The sequence below is a fragment of the Reyranella sp. genome, from assembly GCF_044224635.1.
Lineage (GTDB): Bacteria > Pseudomonadota > Alphaproteobacteria > Reyranellales > Reyranellaceae > Reyranella.
Genome location: NZ_JBGAKA010000067.1, coordinates 17,684 through 38,884 on the forward strand (window position 1 = coordinate 17,684; position 21,201 = coordinate 38,884).

The window sequence follows — 21,201 nt, forward strand, 5'->3', positions numbered from 1 at the left end:
ACAGTCGATTGGGGGACGGTTTCGTGTACAAGGATTGTCTGGCGGTCGTCGCGCGCCGCATCGCCCGCGGCTGCGTCGTGGCCGCTCCTCTTTTCCTGGGACTTGCCCTTACTCCCGCCTCATGGTCGGGCGTACGAGCCGGGCCGTTCGAGGACGGTAAGGCTGCGATAGAGCGGTCCGACCAACGGTGACCGGACTGGCCGGCCTGCACAACGAAAGCCGGCTCCTGCAACTTTCGGCACCGGTTCAGGCTGGAAACAGCGGCGGACCCGTTCTCGATACCGCCGGCGCGGTCCTGGGCGTCATCGTTTCCAAGATCAATGTGCTGGCCGTGGCGAAGCGAACAAGCGACGTCCCGCAGAACGTCAATTTCGCGATCAAGGCGTCGGCAGCCCGGGATTTCCTGGACGCACAAGGCGTCGAGTACGAGGTCGCGAATACCGCCTCGCCGATGTCGATCGACAGTCTGGTGGCCAACGCCAAGCGGTCGACTGTCCAGGTCAACTGCGTGAAATGACCAGGCCGCACATCAGAGCGGAGGGCGACGCCGCGCCGAGACATCGCTCGGCGCGGCATCAGGTGCCAATTGGTCGGAGTGAGAGGATTCGAACCTCCGGCCCCTAGCTCCCGAAGCTAGTGCTCTACCAGGCTGAGCTACACTCCGTCAGGATGCACGGTGTGGCCGGCCATTGGCGAGGCGCGGTTATAGCGGCCACTTTGCAGGGTCGCAAGTACGGTCGCTGGAGCTTTGCAGGCCCGCTATAGTCGGGCCACGGGAGCACGGACGGGGACCATGGCCAAGAAGAAGAGATTGAAGATCGCGCTGATCGGCTACGGCGCGATCAGCCAGACATTGTTCGACGTTTTCAAGGAAAAGAAGCCGCCGATCGACGTCGTCGGCGTCCTGGTGCGGCCGGGGCGGGGCAAGAAGACCCAGATGAAGGTCGGCCGCAAGGTCGCGGTGGTCGAGAGCCTGCCGGCCCTGCTCAAGCTCAAGCCCGACGTGGTGGTCGAGGCGGCCAGCCAGCAGGCGGTGCGAGACTGGGGCGAGACCATCCTGAAGAAGGGCATCGACCTGATGGTGATCGCCACCGGCGCCTACGGTGACCCCAAGCTCTTCAAGAAGCACGTCAAGGCGGCGGAGAAGAGCGGCGCGCGCCTGCGCCTGCCCTCCGGCGCCATCGCCGGCCTCGACGGGTTGCTGGCCATGCGGCTCGGCAAGCTCGAACGGGTGAAGTACATCTCGATCAAGCCGCCGCATGCCTGGAGCGGCACGCCGGCCGAGACCGATTTCGACCTGCCGTCGATCAAGGAGCCGACGGTGATTTTCCGCGGCACGCCGGCCGATGCCGGCCGGCTGTATCCGAAAAACGCCAACCTCGCCGTGACGGTGGCGCTGTGCGGCGCCGGCCTCGACCGCACCGACATCGAGCTGGTCGCCGACCCGACCCTGCCGCCCGGCACCAATGCCAGCCGGCTCGAGGTCGTGGGCGATTCGGGCGAGCTCACCATGCACCGGCTGGGCCGCGCCATGCCGGACAACCCCAAGACCGGCGTGCTGACGGCGCTCACCATGGCCGACGACCTGATGAAGATCGTGCGGGCGAGCGACTGGTAGCCTGAATAAGGGTCCCCTCGCTACGCTCGGGATGACAGCATTCTCGCTTGGGCTACAACAACGGTGTCATCCCGAGCGCAGCGAGGGACCTTTAGGGCCTCATAGCAGCTCTCACCCTTCCTGCGCCTCCGCCTCCTCGGCGAGGAAGGTGCGGAAGGCGGCGAGGCGGGGGTCGCCGGCGCGGGACAGCGGATAGACCAGGTGGAACTCGCGCCGGCTGCGATGGGTGAACGGGAGCGGCCGGGCGAGGCGGCCCAGCGCCAGGTCCTCGGCCAGCAGGCAGCCCAGGCCCATGGCGACGCCGACGCCTTCGATCGCGGCCTGGAAGGCGAGGCTCATGGTCTCGAAGCGCGGCCCGCGCGTCGCTTCGACGTCGGCCGCCCCAGCCGCCTTGAGCCAGCGTGGCCAGTCATCGGGGCGCGGGTCCGAATGGATGAGGACGTGATCGCCGAGGTCGGCCGGCGTCCTGATGCGCTCGGCGAGCGCGGGGCTGCACACGGGGAAGACCTCGACGGCGGCGAGCCAGACCGAGCCGTGGCCGGGCCAGTTGCCATTGCCGATGCGTACCGCCGCATCGAAGCCATCGCGCACGATGTCGACCGGCCCCAGCGCGGTGGTGAGCTGCAGATCGATGTCGGGATGCTTGTCGTGGAAGCGCCGCCAGCGCGGCACCAGCCAGCGCATGGCGAAGGTCGGATAGGCGCAGATGGCGAGCGGGCCGCCGGCGCCTCGGCCGCGCACCTGCTCGGTTGCCAGCGCGAGGCGGTCGAAGGCCTCGTGCACGTGACGCGCATAGGCGCGGCCCTGGGCGGTCAGCTCGACGGCGCGGTTTCCGCGCACGAACAGGCGATGGCCGAGTGCGTCCTCGAGCAGCTGGATTTGCCGGCTCACCGCACCGGGCGTCACGGCAAGGTCGGCGGCGGCGCGGGCAAAGTTCAGCCGCCGCGCGGCGGCGTCGAAGGCGCGCAGCGCGTTGAGCGGGGGCAGGCGATCTGGCATGGCGGGATAGCTCTGAGTTGAGAAATACTCAATTCAAGAACATTGAATACTCGATTTGAGAGGCGCCGCCAATCGGCGATTGTCGCACCACATCTGGTGAGGTCCCATCCCATGAATTCCGTTTCCCCGACCCTGTCTCGCGCGGCCTTCGAGCGGCCGCCGTCGCGCTCCGACCTGATCGCGCCGGATTGCCGCGGGCTCAATTTCTGGTCGATCGACCGCTCGGTGCGCGACCTGCTCGCCCTCAATCTGGAGCCGGCGGCGTTGGCGCATTTCATACCGCATCTGGAGCGGCTGGGCGGCATCGCCGGCGGCCGGCTCGACGAGCTCGCGCTGCAGGCCGACAAGCGCACGCCCGTCCTGCATTTTCGCGACCGCTTCGGACGCGACGAGGACTGGGTCGAGTATCACCCTGCCTATCGCGAGATGGAGCGCATCGGGTTCGGCCAGTTCGGCATTCACGTCATGTCGCACAAGCCGGTGCTGGGCTGGCCGACGCCGGTGACGCCGCTGGTCAAGTACGCCTTCCAGTACCTGTTCGCCCAGTCGGAGTTCGCGCTGCTCTGCCCGCTCTCCGTCACCGATACGTCAGCCGTGCTGATCCGCAAATACGGCGATGACGCGGTCAAGGCGCGCTTCCTCGACCGCATGCTGACGCAGGACATGGACGCGCTGCTGAAGGGCGCACAGTTCATGACCGAGAAGGCGGGCGGCTCCGACGTCTCGGGCAATGCGCTGACGGCCCGCAAGGTCGGCGATCATTGGGAGCTGTGGGGCGACAAGTGGTTCTGCTCCTGCGTCGACCACGACGTCGTGCTGCTGCTGGCGCGCTGCGAGGGTGCGCCGGCGGGCAATGCCGGCCTGTCGCTGTTCGCCATGCCGCGCCGCCTCGACGACGGCAGCCGCAACCGCTATCGCGCGGTGCGGCTCAAGGACAAGCTCGGCTCGCGCTCGATGGCGGCCGGCGAGACCATCATGGAAGGCGCGGTTGCTTATCTGCTGGGCGAGGCCGGGCGCGGCCTGAAGCAGATGATGGACCAGGTCAACCTGTCGCGCCTGTCGCACGGCTTCCGTGCCGCCGGCATGATGCGGCGCTGCCTCAACGAGGCGCTGCAGGTGGCGCGCCATCGCACCACCTTCGGCCGCACCGTGATCGACCATCCGATGGCGCGCCGCCAGCTCGTCAAGCTGATGCTGCCGACCGAGCAGGCGCTCTCGGTCTCGGTCGCCGCGGCGGTGGCGATGACGCGCGGCGATGACAGGACGCTGCGCATCCTGACGCCGCTGGTGAAGTACCGCGCCAGCCGCGACAACGTCAGCGTCGCGACGGGCGCCATGGAGATGCGCGGCGGCAACGGCTACATCGAGGATTGGAGCAACGCCAAGCTGGTGCGCGACGCCCATCTCGGCCTGCTGTGGGAAGGCACCAGCAGCGTCAATGCGCTCGACATCGTGCGCCGCGCGGTCGGCCGCGAGCGCGCGCACGAGGCCCTGGCGGCCTCGTTGCACGAGGAGCTCGGCCGCACGCCGATCCCCGGCCAGTTCCGCAGCCGCCTGGCCGGCTTGGTCGACCGGGCGACAGACTTCGCCGACAAAGTGGCGCGCCAGCCCGAGGCCGAAGCCTCCTGCCGCCGCGCCGCGAGCGGCCTTTACCACGCGACCAGCGCTGCCCTGATGGCATCGGAGGGGGCCCGCCTCGGCGCGCAGGGCGGCGATGCCCGCCGCCTGCTGCTGGCCCGCCTGGTGATCGATCACCGGCTGGGCAATGCCGACCCCTTCAGCCTGCCCGATCACCAGCACGAGGACTCGATGGCGGCGGCATTGCTCGGCGATGCGCCGGTGTCGATGGAGCAGGCGGCGGCGTTGCTGGCGGGCTGATCGGGAAATCGTTGTCGTCCTGAGCGCAGCGAAGGACCTCATCGCCGCCTGCTACAGGAGTGCTTCGTAACTTCTGGCGATGAGATCCTTCGCTGCGCTCAGGATGACAGTGTTCATTGTCTCCCGGACCGCGAGCAATCTGCCCGCGGTCCGGACGAGGGAACCTACCGACGGCCGCGGTGATGCATGCCGCCGCGGCCCATCGGCCGGGGCGAGTCGAGGACGGCCTTCTGCTCGGGCGACAGCGTCTCGTAGAGCGCCTGCAGGCTGGGCTTCACCGCGTCGATGCGTTCGATGCGCGCTTTCATGACGTTCTCTTCCATGGTCAGGCGCTCGACGTAGCTCGGCTTCTCCTTCAGCTCGGTGGGGAGCGCGTTGCAGCGCGCCACGTCCTTCACGTCGGCGTCGTCGGAGGCCTTGGCGAAGGCGTTCCAGGCGGCCATCTGGTCGGCCTTGAGGTCGAGGCGCAGCCTGATGTAGGCGCGGTTGCCGGCGCGGCGGGCGATCTGGTCGAGACAGAAAGCCTTGGGATTCATCGCGCGGTGCTCGCGGTGGTCAGGGCCGCCGGGGCCGCCCGGGCTGGGCGGCGGGTTGGTCGGCGGCGTCGTCTGGGCAAGCTCGAGCAGGTCGTCGGAGCCGCCATTGGCCGCGCTGGCCGGCAGGCTCGTCCAGGCGAGGCTGGCGGCAGCCACCACAGCGGTCGACAAGGCGAAGACAGGGGAGCGGAACGACATCGGGCACCTCGGTTTCAGGGCATGGGCTTCGTCGATCAATACGAGCCCGCGCCGCCCGGCGTGCCCCGCCGAAGTGTGAAGTTAGGTAAAGTTGGGTCTGAGATCCGCCATCCAGGCGGCGAAGGCCGCCCGCTCGTCGGCGGTCATGTGCAGGCCCTCCTTGGTGCGCCGCCACAGGACGTCGTCGGGCTCGACCGCCCATTCGTCGCGCATCAGGTATCGCACCTCGATCTCGTAGAGCTGGCCGCCGAAATGCCGCCCGAGATCGGCCACGGTCCTGGTGCCGTCCAGGAGATCGTCGAGGCCCGAGCCGTGGCGATGGCAGAGGACGCGGATCAGCTCCTTGGGCAGGCCTGAGCGCACCTGGGCGGCGGCATCGACATAGCGCTCGAACGCCGCCTCGAAGGTCGGCGCATCGGCGAGCTCGCCGTCGGCCAGGGCGCGCGTCGTCGTCCAGGCGCCGCCCATCTGCGGATAATGCGGTGCGAGATCGCGCAGCGCGTGCTCGGCCAGCCGCCGGTAGGTCGTGATCTTGCCGCCGAACACCGACAGCAGGGGGGCCGTCGTGCCGCCCGGCGTGCCGTCGACCTCGAGATGGTAGTCGCGCGTTACCGCCGAGGGATCGTCGTCGCCGTCGTCGAACAGCGGACGCACACCCGAATAGGTCCACACCACCTCGGCCGGGGTCACCGGCTTGGCGAGATAGTGACTGGCGATCTCACAGAGATAGACGGTCTCGTCCGGCGTGCAGACCGGCTTCTCGCCGTCCTCGACCGGGATGTCGGTGGTGCCGATCACCGAGAACGAACGCTCGTAGGGAATGATGAAGACGATGCGCTGGTCGCTGTTCTGCAGGATGTAGGCGTGCTCGCCCTCGTAGAGGCGCGGCACCACGATATGGCTGCCCTTGATCAGCCGCACCCGCTTGGTGGTGGCGATCTGGGCTTCCTCGTCGAGGAAGCGCTTGACCCACGGACCTGCGGCGTTGACCAGGCCGCGCGCCTGCAGGCGGACACTGCCGCCGTCGCGCGCCTTGAGCTCGATGGTCCACAGCCGGCCGTCATCGCTGCGGCGCGCCGACACGCATTCATGGCGGGCGTAGATCTGCGCTCCCATCTGGCGCGCCGATTTCAGGTTGGCGATGACCAGCCGCGCGTCGTCGACCCAGGCATCCGAATAGACGAAGCCCTTCTCCAGCGTGGGCTTCAGCGCCGCACCGTAGACCGTCCGCCTGAGGTCGACGGCCTGCGACTTCGGCAGGGTCATGTGCCAGTCGAGATGGTCGTACAGGAACAGTCCGAGCCGCAGCATCCAGCGCGGCCGCAGGTGCGGTTTGTGCGGCAGCACGAAGCGCAGGGGGCGCGACAGATGCGGCGCCTTGGCCAGCAGCACCTCGCGCTCCTGCAAGGCCTCGCGCACCAGCCGGAATTCGTAATGCTCGAGATAGCGCAGCCCGCCATGGATCAGCTTGGTCGAGGCCGACGAGGTGGCGCCGGCGAAATCACCGCGCTCGCACAGCCCGACCTTGAGCGCCCGGCCGACCGCGTCGCAGGCGATGCCCGCGCCGTTGATGCCGCCGCCGACCACGAACAGGTCGAGGGGGGCCGTGTCAGCGGGCATGAGCGCCCCTCGGGCTCTCCTCCCCAGCTTCGCTGGGGAGGTGTCGCCGTCTTACGGCGACGGAGGGGTCATTAGCTGGGAGCGCGCCACTCCCGTGGCGCTCATGGGGTCCATGATCAAGAAGAAGAGCGCCACGGGAGTGGCGCGCTCCCAGCCCTGACCCCTCCGCCCCGTATGACGGGGCACCTCCCCAGCGGAGCTGGGGAGGAAAGCATGAGATGCGTGTCATGACCCCACCATATAGCGCGCTTGACCGTGCGGTGCAGGGACCTCACACAAGCGGCATGGGGTTACTGCTCAAGATCATCCTGTTCGGCGTGGCGGTATACGCCGCGTGGAAGACCTTCTCCCGCTGGAAGGAGCTCTGGGACCGCTTCGTCGGCCGGCCGGAGGACCCCAATATCCCGCGACAGCCCGGCCCGGCGCCGACCCAGCCGCCGCCGACCCAGCCGCAGCCGGCGCGGCAACAGGCGCGGGTGATCGATGCCTCGACCCCTTGCCGGGTCTGTGGCGCCTACCTTTCGGCTGCTGCGACGAAATGTGGCCGCCCGGACTGTCCCCTGCCCGAGGGTCGATAACCTCGACGCTTGGCGCGTCAAACCAGATCGTCGAGGTCGACCTTGAGTGCCTCGGCGATCTTCTTCATCGCGGCGACGCTGCCGTCCTTCTTGCCGCTCTCGATCTCGGAGATGTAGGGGGCGCTGAGGCCGGTGGCAGCTGCGAGATCGCGGGCCGACATGCCACGGTGGCCCCGCCAGACCCGGACGGGATTCTCTCCATCGAGGAGGCGGTTCACGATTTCAGCAGGCACCCGTTCCTCGCGTCCGGCTTCGATGTCGGCCATGATTCTGTCAGCGTGGGCGATATCCACCTGGTCGACGAGACGTTCGTACTCTGCCAGCGGAAGGACGACGAGAACCTCGCCGTTCGGGGTGGTGATCTTCTGCATGTGAGCCTCCTTATCGATAGACGTCACCACGAGGTCCGATCTTGATGACGTCGATCACGCACCCCCGATCGTCCAATATTACGCGCCAGTCCCCGACGCGAAGACGAATGTAGGGCGAACCGACCAGCGCCTTGACGTTGTTGGCCTGGCTCCCTGGATCGCTCGCATACTGCTCGATCTTCGTGCTGATCCGTCGAGACTCGTTCGCGGGCATCCGACGAAGCGCCTTGAGAGCGGACTTGCTGTATACGACCGCTTTCATCGCTAAGAAGATAGCCCATCGCCAACATTGGCTCCAACGATTTGTTCGCCATTAGCGAATTTTCGGCACTCACCAAGTCCCCACACCCCCGAGTCCGCGATCGGGCAGGCCCGGCCAGAGCGCTTGACCGGGGTAGGGGTGGCACCTATTTTGCCGCACCGCAAAAACAGCCTTAAGTCGCGGAAACACAAGGCCTTCTGAGCTTCGGGGTATATCGTGTCCGAGCCCTCAGCACGCGTCGCACCGACGTGCTTCCAGGAACTGATTCTCACCCTCCAGGATTACTGGGCGCGCCAGGGTTGCCTGATCCTGCAGCCGTACGACATGGAGATGGGCGCCGGCACCTTCCATACGGCGACGACCCTGCGCGCGCTCGGCCCCAGGCCCTGGTATGCCGCCTACGTCCAGCCGTCGCGGCGGCCTGGCGACGGCCGCTATGGCGACAACCCCATGCGCCTGCAGCACTACTACCAGTTCCAGGCGATCCTGAAGCCGTCGCCGACCGACATCCTCGAGCGCTATCTCGGCTCGCTCGAGGCGATCGGCATCGACACCTCCCTGCACGACATCCGCTTCGTCGAGGACGATTGGGAGAGCCCGACGCTCGGCGCCTGGGGACTGGGCTGGGAAGTCTGGTGCGACGGCTCCGAGATCAGCCAGTTCACCTACTTCCAGCAGGTCGGCGGTATCGATGTCGATCTGGTCTCCGGCGAGATCACTTACGGGCTGGAACGACTGGCCATGTACCTGTTCGACAAGAAGTCGATCTACGACCTGCCCTTCAACCGCACCGACTCCGACGTGCCGCTGACCTATGGCGACGTGTTTCTGCAGAACGAGCGCGAGCAGTCGGCCTACAATTTCGAGCACGCCGACACCGGGATGCTGTTCCGCCACTTCGCCGATGCCGAGAAGGAGTGCAGCCGCCTGGTCGAGCGCCGTCTGCCGCTGCCCGCCTACGAGCAGTGCATCAAGGCCAGCCACACCTTCAATCTGCTCGACGCGCGCGGCGTGATCAGCGTCACCGAGCGGCAGAGCTACATCCTGCGGGTGCGTGAGCTCGCCAAGTCGTGCTGCGAAGCGTGGCTGGCGACCCAGACCGCGAACAAGGCTGCGTAACATGGCCGAATTCCTGCTCGAGCTCCTGTCGGAGGAGATTCCGGCCCGCATGCAGACGCAGGCGGCCGAGGATCTGCAGCGCCTCGTGTGCGACGGACTGAAGGGCGCCGGCCTCGACTTCACCTCGGCGCGCGCCTTCGCGACGCCGCGCCGCCTGGCGCTGGTGGTCGACGGCCTGCCGGCGACGCGCGCCGACGTCAGCGAGGAGCGGCGCGGCCCGCGCGTCGGTGCGCCCGACCAGGCGATCCAGGGCTTTCTCAAGGGAGCAGGACTGGCCTCGCTCGATCAGGCCGAGAAGCGCGACACCGGCCGCGGCGAGTTCTGGTTCGCGGTGACAGCCAAGAAGGGCGGGCCAACCGCCGAGGTGCTGCCCGGCATCATCGAGGCGGCGATGAAGGCGCTGCCGTGGCCCAAGTCGATGCGCTGGGGCAGCGGCACCATGAGCTGGGTGCGGCCGCTCCATTCCATCATCGCCCTGTTCGACGGCGCGGTGCTGGCGGGCGAGGCAGCGCCCGGAGGCGAGATGAAACCGATCCGCTTCGGTGCCCGGACGCGTGGCCATCGCTTCCTGTCGAAGGGCGAGCTCGAGGTCGCCGGCTTCGACGACTACGTCGCCAAGCTTCGGGCAGCCCACGTCGTGCTCGATCCCGCCGAGCGCAAGAAGATCATCGTGGCCGGCGCCGAGAAGGCCTGCGCCGCGGCCCAGGTGACGTTCAAATCGGACGAGGCGCTGCTCGAGGAGGTCGCGGGTCTGGTGGAATGGCCGGTGCCGATGCTCGGTACCATCGATGGCCAGTTCATGGACGTGCCGCCCGAGGTGCTGACCGTCTCGATGAAGTCGCATCAGCGCTACTTCGCCACCGCCCGCAAGGACGGCGCGTTCGCCAACCGCTTCGTCGTGGTCGCCAACAACGTGGCGCGCGACGGCGGGGTGACGATCGTCGGTGGCAACGAGCGCGTGCTGCGCTCACGGCTCTCCGACGCCAAGTTCTTCTGGGACCAGGATCGCAAGCTGACTCTGGAACAGCGCCTGCCGCGGCTCAAGGACATCGTGTTCCATGCCAAGCTCGGCTCTCAGGCCGATCGCGTGACCCGCCTCGAGATACTGGCCGAGAAGATCGTGCCGCACGTGCCGGGTGCCGATCTGGCGCAGGCCATCCTGGCGGCGCATCTCAGCAAGGCCGACCTGGTGACCGGGATGGTCGGCGAGTTTCCTGAGCTGCAGGGCGTGATGGGCCGCTACTACGCGCTCGAGGAGAAGCTGCCGGCTGCGGTGGCCGAGGCGATTGGTGATCACTATGCACCGGCTGGGCCGAACGACCGCTGCCCCTCGGCGCCGGTGTCGATCGTCGTGGCGTTGGCCGACAAGCTCGACGCGCTCGTGTCATTCTGGTCCATCGGCGAGAAGCCCACTGGGTCGCGTGATCCTTATGCCATGCGCCGCGCCGCGCTCGGCGTGATTCGCATCGTCGTCGAGAATCGGATTCGCGTGCCTCTCGAAGAGATCTTCGCGGTGAACGCGGTGACGTTCGTCGCAGCCAAGGACCTGATGGCGTTCTTCGCAGATCGCCTGAAGGTGCAGATGCGCGAAAAGGGGGTGCGCCACGACGTGGTCGATGCCGTGTTTGCGCTGGGCGGTGAGGACGACCTGGTGCGCCTGCTGGCCCGCGTCGAGGCGGTGCAAGCCTTCCTCGCCACGGAGGCGGGCAAGAATCTGCTCACTGCCTATGGCCGCGCTGCAAACATCGTGCGTGCCGAGGGGCGCAAGGACAAGACGCTGTCGAACCGGATCGCCGCTGCGCCTGATGCAGCGTTGATGGAACAACACGAAGAGAAAGCCGTTCTTAGCGCCTTGGCGGCGGTCGAGCAGCGCGTCGGGCCAGCACTCGCGTCGGAGGACTTTGCGGGGGCGATGACGGCGCTCGCCCATCTCCGTGCGCCGATCGACGCTTTCTTCGACAAGGTCACAGTCAATGTCTCGGACAAGCCGGAATTGCGGCTGAACAGGCTGAGACTGCTCAACCAGATACGCGCCACGATGGACAAGGTGGCGGACTTCTCGAGAATCGAGGGCTGACATGGCAACAGCTTCCCCAGCTTCCCCAACCAAGGTCCACGCTGCCTCGGCGGCTCCGAAGTGGGTCTACAGCTTCGGTGACGGCAGGGCGGAAGGCCGCGCCGGCATGCGTAATCTGCTGGGTGGCAAGGGCGCCAACCTGGCCGAGATGTCGAGCCTTGGCCTGCCGGTGCCGCCGGGCTTCACCATCACCACCGAGGTCTGCACCTGGTATTACGCCAACAACAACGCCTACCCGCCGGAGCTCAAGGCCGAGGTCGATGCGGCGATGGCGGCGATGGAGAACGTCGTCGGCGCCAGGTTCGGCGACGCCGGCAATCCGCTGCTGGTGTCGGTGCGCTCCGGCGCGCGCGCCTCGATGCCGGGCATGATGGACACCGTGCTCAATCTCGGCCTCAACGACCGCACGGTGATCGGGCTCGCCCAGTCGTCGGGCGACGAGCGCTTCGCCTGGGACAGCTACCGCCGCTTCATCCAGATGTACTCCAACGTCGTGCTCGACGTCGGGCACCATTATTTCGAGGAGGCGCTGGAGCTGAAGAAGGAGGATCTCGACGTCCAGCTCGACACCGATCTGAAGGCCGACGACTGGCGCGCCGTGGTGGCGGAGTACAAGAAGATCGTCGAGAAGCGCACCGGCAAGCCGTTCCCGCAGGAGCCGCGCGAGCAGCTGTGGGGCGCCATCGGCGCGGTGTTCGGCTCGTGGATGAACCAGCGCGCCATCACCTACCGGCGCCTGCATTCGATCCCCGAGAGCTGGGGCACCGCGGTCAACGTGCAGGCCATGGTGTTCGGCAACATGGGCGACGATTGCGCGACCGGCGTCGCCTTCACGCGCGATCCCTCGACCGGCATCAACCTGTTCTACGGCGAGTACCTGGTGAACGCCCAGGGCGAGGACGTGGTGGCGGGCATCCGCACGCCGCAGCATCTCACCGTGCAGGGCAAGGAAGCGCAGAAGTCCGACGCGCCGGCCATGGAAGAGGTGATGCCGGAGGTGTTCAAGCAGCTCGACGGCGTGCGCCGCAAGCTCGAGATGCACTACTCCGACATGCAGGACATCGAGTTCACCGTGCAGCGCGGCAAGCTCTACATGCTGCAGACGCGCAACGGCAAGCGCACCGCCAAGGCGGCGCTCAAGATCGCCGTCGACATGGTGCACGAGGGCCTGATCGACAGGAAGGAAGCGGTGGCGCGCATCGTGCCGTCCTCGCTCGACCAGCTGCTGCATCCGACGCTCGATCCCAAGGCGCAGCGCAAGGTGATCGCCAAGGGCCTGCCGGCATCGCCCGGCGCCGCCTCGGGCAAGGTGGTGTTCTCGGCCGACGAGGCGGAGAAGCAGGCGCGCACCGGCGAGAAGGTGATCCTGGTTCGGCGCGAGACCAGTCCCGAGGACATCCACGGCATGCATGCCGCCGAGGGTATCCTCACCTCGACCGGCGGCATGACCAGCCACGCCGCCGTGGTGGCGCGCGGCATGGGCAAGCCCTGCGTCGCCGGCGCCGGCGACGTGCGCATCGACGCCCGCGCCGGCACGCTCTCGGTGCGCGGCGTCACGGTGAAGACCGGCGAGTTCATCACCCTGGACGGCGGCACCGGCGAGATCATGCAGGGCGTCGTGCCGACGGTGCAGCCCGAGCTGTCGGGCGACTTCGCCCAGCTCATGGAATGGGCCGACGAGGTGCGCACGCTGGGCATCCGCACCAACGCCGAGACCCCGGCCGACGCCGAGCAGGCGCGCAAGTTCGGCGCCGAGGGCATCGGCCTCTGCCGCACCGAGCACATGTTCTTCGAGGGCGACCGCATCGTCGCGGTGCGCGAGATGATCCTGGCCGACGACGAGAAGACGCGCCGCAAAGCGCTGGCCAAGATTCAGCCGATGCAGCGCCAGGATTTCGTCAACCTGTTCGAGATCATGGCCGGCCTGCCGGTCACCATCCGGCTTCTCGATCCGCCGCTGCACGAGTTCCTGCCCAAGACCCATGCCGACGCCGAGGTGGTCGCCAGGGACCTGGGCGTCGACGTCGCCGAGGTCGAGGCGCGAGCGCAGAAGCTGCACGAGTACAATCCGATGCTCGGCCATCGCGGCGTGCGGCTCGGCATCTCTTTCCCGGAGATCTACGAGATGCAGGCCCGCGCCATCTTCGAGGCCGTGGCCGAGGTGCAGAAGAAGGCCGGCAAGACGGTGATCCCCGAGGTCATGATCCCGCTGGTCGCGACGCGCAAGGAGGTCGACCTGATGAAGGCGGTGATCGACCAGGTCGCCGCCGAGGTGAGCCAGATCTCGGGCGAGAAGTTCGAGTACCTGGTCGGCACCATGATCGAGCTGCCGCGCGCCGCGCTGCGCGCCGGCGAGATCGCCGAGACGGCCGAGTTCTTCAGCTTCGGCACCAACGACCTGACGCAGACGACGTTCGGCCTGAGCCGCGACGATTCGGCGTCGTTCCTGGAGAAGTACCAGCAACGCGGCATCTTCGAGCACGACCCGTTCGCCACGCTCGACGTCGACGGTGTGGGCGAGCTGATCGAGATCGCGAGCGAGCGCGGCCGCAAGGTGCGCAACGGCCTGAAGCTCGGCATTTGCGGCGAGCATGGCGGCGATCCGGCCTCGGTGTTCTTCTGCCACAAGGCCGGGCTCGACTACGTCTCCTGCTCGCCCTACCGCGTGCCGATCGCACGGCTTGCCGCCGCGCAGGCGGCCCTGGGCGGCCCGCTCAAGACGGAATGATCGCAGACGGCCTGACGCTGCAGGCGCTGCGTCAGGGCGGCAAGCGCGCGCTGGCGGCGGCGCTGGCGCGGCTGGAGCGCGATCCCGAAAGCGACGAGTCGCAGGCGCTGCTCGACGCGGCGTGGCGCACGCCGGGCGGCCATGTCGTCGGCGTCACCGGCCCGCCCGGCGTCGGCAAATCCTCGCTGTGCGCGGCGCTGGTCGCGGCGTGGCGGCAGGCCGGCCACACGGTGGGCGTGATCGCCGTCGATCCGTCGTCCAGGGCGAGCGGCGGGGCGCTGCTCGGCGATCGCGTGCGCATCGTCCACGAGGCGGCCGACGACAAGAGCTTCGTGCGCTCGATGGCGGCGCGCGACCGGCTGGGCGGGCTGGCCGACCAGACGCTCGCCGCCATGGTGGTGATGCGCGCCCTGTTCGACCGCGTGCTGATCGAGACGGTGGGCGTCGGCCAGTCGGAGACCGACGTCGCCGGCGTCGCCGACACGGTGCTGTTCTGCGTGCAGCCCGGCTCGGGTGATTCGCTGCAGTTCATGAAGGCGGGCATCGTCGAGATCCCGCATTTGATCGCCGTCACCAAGGCCGATCTCGGCCCCGCCGCCGAGCGGGCGCGCGCCGATGTGGCGGGTGCCCTGTCGCTCGCCGCACCGGGCGACGGCAGCTGGGCGCTGCGCGTGCTCGCCGTCTCCTCACGCAGTCGCGCCGGCCTGGATGCGCTGGTCGAGGCGTTAGAGGCGCACCGCCTGCATCTCGCCAAGGAAGGCCGCCTCGCCATCGCCCGCCACCGCCAGAGCGAATCGTGGATCACGGAATCGTTGCGCGACCGTTTCGGCCGCGACGGCATTGCCAGGCTGAACCGTCTCGGCTTCGATCTCGCCCTCGCCCCGGGGGCGCAGCCGTTCCAGCGGATGCGCCATCTGGCGGCTGCTCTCGAGACCCGCCGCTGACGCAAAAGATAGCCACATAGCGCGGGCTCAATCTGCTATGACCACATGCGTAAACGGCACACTGTGAGCTGAATTGAAGGGATCGCGCGACTATCCACCGTTGGTCTTGCTACTCTATAACTGTTCCCCATCACGCACTTAACCGTCGAGCCAAGGGGTCATGGAGCCGCGAGACTGGCCAAAGATAATGAGCGAGCGCCATCATTGGTGGCCGAAGTCGTTGTCCCGGTATTGGGCTGATAGCCGAGGCTACGTTAACCAAGTGCGTTCCGATGGCACTCTGACAGATTCGGCACCGCAGTCGTTTGGTAAAGTTTGGGATCATAACATCGTCCGACTTGGTTCGACGCCGACACCGTGGGACCATTCATTCGAAAGAGAGTTTGACGATGCTGACGGGAGCTTTCCAGCATTGGTGAAATGGCTACAAACTCTTCGCTCGGCAATCATACCATCCAGTGGCGATCTTTCGAAGAGACTTTCACCTCTAGATCTGCCGGCGGCGCGACAGGCCCAATGCGCGGAGTGTTCTGCTTCCTTAATATTGAGGAGCCCGAGCTACCGACACAGGGTCAACAGGGCAATTGAAGGCTTCGGACTGACAGCGACTGACGCTGTAGCAGGTGCGAATGTTCATCGGAAACAGCGGACGCTTGCTGACGGTATGGCTACTGGAGGAAAGTTCGCGATACTTCTATCCGGAAGTGAAGAATTCATATTTGGCGATGGCTTTTTGCATAATGTTAACGTCGGACATATTACACCCTTCAATATGAGATGTCTGATTCCTATTACGCCCGAGATAGCGATATTTTATTCTCGACCATGGAAAAGTTTGAGCTTGCCGAAAGCGTTTGTTATCAACCTTAGGAAAGACGAGGTGATGTTTGTGAATTGGATCATTCAGATATACTCTAAGAATTTTCTGTTTTTCAGAGAGATATATCCAATTATTAAAAGTGAATTTGAGCGTGGCGAGCATCTTGAAATTGAATACCATCAACATCCTTGGCTCGATGCGCTCAGCGATTCGATGGCCTTCTATAGTTCATGATGGGAGCGATGCCCTCTCTTGCGCTCGATGTCACGATCCGGTTGACGGTAGCGCCGACCTTTGCTGCCTAGCGGTGCGTATTTCGGCCGCTATCGAAACTTCGTGTTCGCGGGGTCGTCGTCGACGAAATCAAACACGATCCAATCGTCATCTGATTCGGTCCGACGCAGGCGAACGTCTGAAAGAGACAACTGCTTGCCGCCGCCCATAAGGACATTTCCATGTGTCTCGCCGGGTTGATGCCAAGAAAAGCCCGCGGCCCGGGAAAACTCATCAAATGTCATTTTCCCTCCGAGAAATTTAACCACGGCAGCGGCCGGTACCTTTATTGATATCGACTCCCTTCCAGTTAAGTCGCGTCCAAAACTAGGGTAAGAGTGATCGAATGGCCACGTTTTATTTCCGCCAAGAAATTTCATAATGCGCACAGCGTGACTAGGATCGGTAAGTGGCTGAGGTAACCTGTCGGAGACTTTCTTGAACAACGTTTCTATTTTAAGTCGTGTCGAATTTGGGACGCTTGCGGAGAATATTGTCTCGATGGCAATTGAGCGCGGGAAGGTTGTCACGAACAGAAAAGAGACAAAGTGAACACTGTTTGTCTGCCGCAGAAAGCCCTGCACGTCGCTTCGAATGTCATATGATGACGTTCGTGGATTTGCAAACAGCTCAAAGAAGGATGCGCCTCCATCGCACACAAAGATGCCACTCAAGCCTTCGTGTCCAGACCGCTTGATCTGCTTACGTTTTTCGTTTAGGCGATTTACAAGAGCGTTCTGGTATGCATACACGCTACGGTCGAAACCGCCATAACTACTAGAGTTTGTCGACTTTCCGGGTTGCCAAGCCACGAGAAGCTTTGTTTCTCCGTCATCGATTCTTCTGTAAGAGGGTCGTCCCGTTGCAACAATCTCCTGAAGCATTGGATAAATGTGCTTCTTGATAGATTCATCAATCAAATGAGGCGAGGGGAGCGCGAGAACAACAGCGTTCTTGCGCTGCAGATGAAATCTAGAAGAAACGCTGAGGTGGATTCCGGATGATGGTAGGCCAAATTTTTCGAAAGCTGCACGCAGTCGCGACCAGAATTCGTCAATTGGATTCAAGGATTCGATGTTCTCATTGGTGATTGTTGTCACCTCTATTGCGATATATGACCCATCGATGGCCTCCTCTCGTATAAGAAGGTCAATCAGCGATTGACCTCCGAGCAGTGGCTCCACCTCAACCGCAATGCACCGGCAAAATGCGTCAAATATTGTGACCTCCCATTCTGCCGAAAGTGTTGTTAATCCACCGCGTTCAAGCCTAGCTATCAAATCGGATAGAGTCTTCGCCTTTAAGATGAAGCGAAGATTGTCCAGTGCCTCCTGGGTACGCCTACGAGAGAATAGCCCCATCCTGTCTCTCCGGGGAGTTGTTGCAGATCGAAACGCACGACGGCTGAGGCGGGATGTTAGCACTTTGTCATATGCCGCCAACCCAATATGGCTTTGGTATGTTGGTTCATTGTCGGTCAAACGGGCCCGACTTAGGTATAGCGTCGTATCTGACATGTGTCCGAACTCCCATACACCGGGACAATGCCAGTCACACAGCACAGGAGAACGCGGCGTCGCAGGTCTACAGTCGAGGAGCCGCGTCATCCAGCCGTTCGCAGGGGCACCACCATGTCCATCGAACACCCACCAGCGGGTTCGCTCGGGATGACGGTGCTTTTGCAAAGACTACTAATAGGTCAGTAGCTTAGTCTACATTCTGTTGTGCGTGGTCGTTTTGTGATGTACAATTTCTTGTATGAAGCGCGATGGCCGTAAGCTTGATCACAAGACGCTCGAGGAGATCCGCCTGATGGCGATGGAGCGACTGCGCGAGGGAGAGCCGGCGAGCGTTGTGATGGCGTCGTACGGGTTTTGCCGGACGACGATCTACAAGTGGCGGAACCAGGTCCGGCAGGGCAAGGGGCTGAAGGCGCTGGTATCACGCAAGGCAACTGGTCGGCCGCGTAGCCTGACGGCGGCTCAGGAGAGCCGGGTATTTCGCTGGATCAACGGCAAGGACCCTCGGCAGCACGGCTTCGACTTCGGCTTGTGGACACGCCAAGTGGTCGGGCAGCTGATCGAGGACAAGTTTGGCGTCACGCTGAGCCTTGCGTCGGTTGGCGTGTTGCTGGCGCGCTTGGGGTTGACGCCGCAGAAGCCCTTGCAGCGCGCTTACGAGCGCGATCCGGAGGCGATCGAAGCATGGAAGACGAAGGTCTATCCGAAGCTTGCGGCGCGGGCCAAAAAGCTGAAAGCCGATATCTACTTCTGGGATGAAGCGGGGTTCCGGACGGACGCCGTGCAAGGACGGACGTGGGGGAAGAAGGGACAGACACCTGTGATCGAGGTGCCGGGTCAGCGCCAGACGATATCGGCGGCATCAGCGGTCAACGCCAAGGGTGCCTTCTGGTTCGCGACCTACCAGGGCGGACTGAATGCCGACCTGTTCGTCGGCATGCTCGAACTCTTGATGAAGCACCGCCGGCGCCCGTTGTTCCTGGTGCTCGACAATCTGGCAACCCACAAGGCGAAGGTCGTCAACGAGTACGTCGCCAGCAAACAGGGCAAGCTCGAGCTGCACTACCTGCCGGGCTATGCGCCAGAGCTCAATCCGGACGAGCTGGTCTGGAACTACATGAAGCGCACCGGAACCGCGCGCCGCGCGCTCGCCAAGGGCCAATCGCTGCAGGACAACATCGAAGCCGACATGCTCGCCATCCAGCGTAATCCGGCCCTCGTCAAGTCCTTACTTCCAGGCTCCATATGTAGCCTATATTACTGACTGATTAGTAATAGCATGCACGGAGGGGAAGGGCGGCAATGTCGCTGACACATACCTGTTGCAGCCGGCATCATCATAGGTTGGGAAGCCGACCCGGTGCATGATTCGGACTCGCGAGGGAGATACCGCAATGACTCATCCGACCGACAACGCCTGCATCTTCTGCAAGATTGTCGCGGGCCAGATTCCCTGCTTCAAGCTCCTGGAGGACGCCGACACGATCGCCTTCATGGACATCAATCCGGTGAACCCCGGTCATGCCCTGTCGGTCGCCAAGGGCCACTGGCCGACGGTCGACGTCATCCCGCCCGACGTGCTGGGCGCCGTCGCCCGGACGGCGCAGAAGGTTGCCAAGGCGGTGATTAGCGAGCTGCAGCCGAACGGCGTCAACCTGCTGCAGGCCAACGGCCCCGGCGCCGGCCAGAGCGTGCCGCATCTCCACATCCACATCATGCCGCGCCGACCGAACGACGGCGTCGCCCTCAACTGGGACTACAAGCCGGGCGACCGCGCCGAGATCGAGGCGATCTACAAGAAGCTGAAGGCCGCGCTCGACGGGTGAGGCAGGGTACTCGCATGTGGAAAATGTATCGTCGTCCCGAGCAGAGCCGCCCACAGGGCGCGGCGCGCGCGGTTGGTTGCCGAAGGCTCAAACCGCCACGGTACACTTATCAACAGGACGATTGGGCTAGACCTATGATGTTATTCGGCTGCGATGATGCACTGTCCGCCTCATAGTTACCAATGAACCACGAACCACCGCTGACCAGAGACGAAGTGATCCGGATCAACAAGCGTCTGGTTGCTGTGTGGTGGACACACTTAACAAGGCCAGTGCCGGCTACACTGTATCACTACACAACGCCAGCCGGCTTCCAGGGGATCATCCAGTCTGGCGTTCTTCGCGCGACGCACTGTTCTTACACAAACGATCGTTTTGAATTGCTCCACGCCACGAAGATTGCTGGATCGTGTGTGCGAGATCGGCAACAAATCGCGACCGACCAGAACGAAAGAAGACTCTTAGCCGAAATGGAAGTGGGTCTGGCCGAGACGACTCATTTCAATACCTTGTCGATGTTCATCAGTTGCTTTTGTGAAAGTGACGATCTCTTGAGCCAGTGGCGTGGCTACGGCCTTGGAGAAGGAGGCATCGCGATCGGTTTTGATGCAGCAAAACTCAGCGCCACGGCCGGCGCTTGGTTATGGCAAGGTTACCTTCTGCCAGTGACGTACAGCGAGGAGAAGCAGCGACAAGTCGGAACCGAACTGGTCACGGCCATAGTCTCGGAATACCAAGCGGTCTTAAAGTCCCGTGCAGTGGTGAACCCTTCTGCGGCGCTTCATTCCGACTATTTATCGACTTGTGCAATCGCCGCCAACTATGTGGCGGTGTTATGCAAACACCATGGCTTTGCCGAAGAAAACGAATGGCGCCTGATCTATGCGCCTCAGCAGTCGAATCAAGAACATGCGAACCGAGTGCAGTTCTTGGCGAAGGCTACTCATCTGTCGCCATTTATCGAATTGCCGATCGGTTCCGAACGCGACGGGCAACCCGACCTACTTCCAATCACCGAAGTGAGAATTGGTCCCGGCCGCTATCAGGAACATGCCCAGCATTCGTGTCGTTTACTGCTGTCAAAGCTCGGTTACTCGAATGTCGACGTTAAGCAGTCGCAGACACCGTTTCGATCCATCGCATGAGGCGCGGCGATCATCGGCAGCGCTGCAGCCACTCGGCATCGTGTGTGAGGAACGTCTTGTTCAGCCGGCATCAAGCGCGCAATGTCGTCGAGGCTGCAGGTCCGCGGCACCGTCGGCAAATGTGCGTCCAGATGGGCCGTTTGTGGCCACGGACGCTCGTGCCGCCCATACTCGGACCATGTGAAGTGTGAAATCGTCAAGTCGGGCAGACGAATGTCCGCTACCACGCGATGCGCATCCAGGTTTGCGCTGCATCCCGCATCGGCGGAGACTGGAGGTGCGCCTGTGGATGACGAGGTTGTGCCTTATGCGAATGTATGGCGGGTGGGGGTAGGCGGGGAGGAGGAGCGTTCGCTCGCTAGGCCGCGCGCGGCGCGGACTAATCTGAACTTCGCCCGGATCCACCTCCGTCGGGCTTGTCATAGTCACCGAAGGGATAGCGGATGTCCTTTGGGGAGATCGAGCCGGTGCGGATGTAGCGAACGATGGTCGGCAATGCCTCGATGATCCACCAGTAGCCGTACCTGGCGAGTCGTCGCGCCGAGATGGTCATCCTGACATCCATCAGCTGATAGGGGCCGAGCTTCGCGGCGCGCAGCGAATAGTCGACGTCTTCGGCCAGCACAATCTTCGTGTCGAAGCCGCCGAGCCGGGAGAAGACCGGCCTGGTCGTCATCAGGAAGCTGCCG

18 protein-coding genes, 1 tRNA gene and 1 pseudogene are annotated in these 21,201 nt (G+C 64.3%); 12 read left to right on the plus strand and 8 right to left on the minus strand.

Translation table 11 applies throughout. From position 1 onward, the window contains the following. Positions 1-187: 187 nt before the first annotated feature. Positions 188-517: a hypothetical protein gene (locus tag ACILR9_RS34825; protein WP_395714590.1), complete on the plus strand. Its 330-nt coding sequence runs from the start codon at positions 188-190 to the stop codon at positions 515-517. Positions 518-587: 70 nt separating this feature from the next. Here the strand turns inward: ACILR9_RS34825 and ACILR9_RS34830 are convergent. After that, positions 588-664: transfer RNA gene (locus tag ACILR9_RS34830), tRNA-Pro, on the minus strand. Positions 665-793: 129 nt separating this feature from the next. On the opposite strand from ACILR9_RS34830, the gene ACILR9_RS34835 reads away from it, so the two are divergent. Further along, positions 794-1,618, plus strand: a complete 825-nt coding sequence (locus ACILR9_RS34835; protein WP_395714591.1) for an aspartate dehydrogenase — start codon at positions 794-796, stop codon at positions 1,616-1,618. A 111-nt stretch (positions 1,619-1,729) separates the two neighbouring features. Here ACILR9_RS34835 and gcvA read toward each other — a convergent pair whose 3' ends face one another. Next, positions 1,730-2,617 (minus strand): transcriptional regulator GcvA, encoded by an 888-nt coding sequence (gene gcvA / locus ACILR9_RS34840; RefSeq protein WP_395714592.1) that lies wholly within the window; start codon positions 2,615-2,617, stop codon positions 1,730-1,732. Between the two features lie 111 nt (positions 2,618-2,728). Between gcvA and ACILR9_RS34845 the strand changes: the two genes are divergently transcribed. Beyond that, positions 2,729-4,495, plus strand: coding sequence for an acyl-CoA dehydrogenase family protein (locus ACILR9_RS34845; protein ID WP_395714593.1), 1,767 nt, complete (start codon positions 2,729-2,731; stop codon positions 4,493-4,495). 164 nt (positions 4,496-4,659) lie between these two features. Here the strand turns inward: ACILR9_RS34845 and ACILR9_RS34850 are convergent, their stop codons facing one another. After that, complete coding sequence (locus ACILR9_RS34850) at positions 4,660-5,229, minus strand: Spy/CpxP family protein refolding chaperone (protein ID WP_395714594.1); 570 nt, start codon at positions 5,227-5,229, stop codon at positions 4,660-4,662. Positions 5,230-5,310: 81 nt separating this feature from the next. After that, complete coding sequence (gene glpD, locus ACILR9_RS34855) at positions 5,311-6,849, minus strand: glycerol-3-phosphate dehydrogenase (RefSeq protein WP_395714595.1); 1,539 nt, start codon at positions 6,847-6,849, stop codon at positions 5,311-5,313. Positions 6,850-7,076: 227 nt separating this feature from the next. Between glpD and ACILR9_RS34860 the strand changes: the two genes are divergently transcribed. Continuing rightward, positions 7,077-7,427 (plus strand): hypothetical protein, encoded by a 351-nt coding sequence (locus tag ACILR9_RS34860; RefSeq protein ID WP_395714596.1) that lies wholly within the window; start codon positions 7,077-7,079, stop codon positions 7,425-7,427. A gap of 17 nt (positions 7,428-7,444) precedes the next feature. Here ACILR9_RS34860 and ACILR9_RS34865 read toward each other — a convergent pair whose 3' ends face one another. Next, positions 7,445-7,798 carry a helix-turn-helix domain-containing protein gene (locus tag ACILR9_RS34865; RefSeq protein WP_395714597.1) on the minus strand — a complete coding sequence of 118 codons (354 nt, stop codon included), beginning with the start codon at positions 7,796-7,798 and terminating at the stop codon, positions 7,445-7,447. A 10-nt stretch (positions 7,799-7,808) separates the two neighbouring features. Further along, on the minus strand, positions 7,809-8,060 hold the full coding sequence (locus tag ACILR9_RS34870) for a type II toxin-antitoxin system RelE/ParE family toxin (protein WP_395714598.1): 252 nt from the start codon (positions 8,058-8,060) through the stop codon (positions 7,809-7,811). 213 nt (positions 8,061-8,273) lie between these two features. Between ACILR9_RS34870 and ACILR9_RS34875 the strand changes: the two genes are divergently transcribed. From ACILR9_RS34875 to ACILR9_RS34895, 5 genes are all read left to right on the plus strand, one after another. Beyond that, complete coding sequence (locus ACILR9_RS34875) at positions 8,274-9,179, plus strand: glycine--tRNA ligase subunit alpha (RefSeq protein ID WP_395714607.1); 906 nt, start codon at positions 8,274-8,276, stop codon at positions 9,177-9,179. A 1-nt stretch (position 9,180) separates the two neighbouring features. After that, complete coding sequence (gene glyS, locus ACILR9_RS34880) at positions 9,181-11,256, plus strand: glycine--tRNA ligase subunit beta (RefSeq protein ID WP_395714599.1); 2,076 nt, start codon at positions 9,181-9,183, stop codon at positions 11,254-11,256. 1 nt (position 11,257) lies between these two features. Continuing rightward, entirely contained in the window at positions 11,258-13,984 is a 2,727-nt protein-coding gene (gene ppdK / locus ACILR9_RS34885) for a pyruvate, phosphate dikinase (RefSeq protein WP_395714600.1), read from the plus strand. Beyond that, positions 13,981-14,928 carry an ArgK/MeaB family GTPase gene (locus ACILR9_RS34890; RefSeq protein WP_395714601.1) on the plus strand — a complete coding sequence of 316 codons (948 nt, stop codon included), beginning with the start codon at positions 13,981-13,983 and terminating at the stop codon, positions 14,926-14,928. Before ppdK ends, ACILR9_RS34890 begins: the two co-directional genes overlap by 4 nt. Before the next feature lie 262 nt (positions 14,929-15,190). Next, positions 15,191-15,982: a hypothetical protein gene (locus ACILR9_RS34895; RefSeq protein WP_395714602.1), complete on the plus strand. Its 792-nt coding sequence runs from the start codon at positions 15,191-15,193 to the stop codon at positions 15,980-15,982. An 89-nt stretch (positions 15,983-16,071) separates the two neighbouring features. Here the strand turns inward: ACILR9_RS34895 and ACILR9_RS34900 are convergent, their stop codons facing one another. Then, positions 16,072-17,538: a hypothetical protein gene (locus tag ACILR9_RS34900; protein WP_395714603.1), complete on the minus strand. Its 1,467-nt coding sequence runs from the start codon at positions 17,536-17,538 to the stop codon at positions 16,072-16,074. A gap of 241 nt (positions 17,539-17,779) precedes the next feature. On the opposite strand from ACILR9_RS34900, the gene ACILR9_RS34905 reads away from it, so the two are divergent. The 3 genes from ACILR9_RS34905 (at position 17,780) to ACILR9_RS34915 (ending at position 20,512) form a co-directional block, all read left to right on the plus strand. Further along, a protein-coding gene (locus ACILR9_RS34905; RefSeq protein WP_395714604.1) for an IS630 family transposase occupies positions 17,780-18,809 on the plus strand; the annotation gives its coding sequence in 2 pieces (ribosomal slippage) (positions 17,780-18,769 and positions 18,771-18,809; 1,029 coding nt in all). Positions 18,810-18,935: 126 nt separating this feature from the next. Further along, positions 18,936-19,367, plus strand: a complete 432-nt coding sequence (locus ACILR9_RS34910) for an HIT family protein (protein WP_395714605.1) — start codon at positions 18,936-18,938, stop codon at positions 19,365-19,367. Positions 19,368-19,549: 182 nt separating this feature from the next. Then, complete coding sequence (locus tag ACILR9_RS34915; RefSeq protein ID WP_395714606.1) at positions 19,550-20,512, plus strand: DUF2971 domain-containing protein; 963 nt, start codon at positions 19,550-19,552, stop codon at positions 20,510-20,512. Between the two features lie 379 nt (positions 20,513-20,891). Here ACILR9_RS34915 and ACILR9_RS34920 read toward each other — a convergent pair. Beyond that, positions 20,892-21,201 (minus strand): annotated as a pseudogene (locus ACILR9_RS34920) (hypothetical protein); the annotation flags it as partial.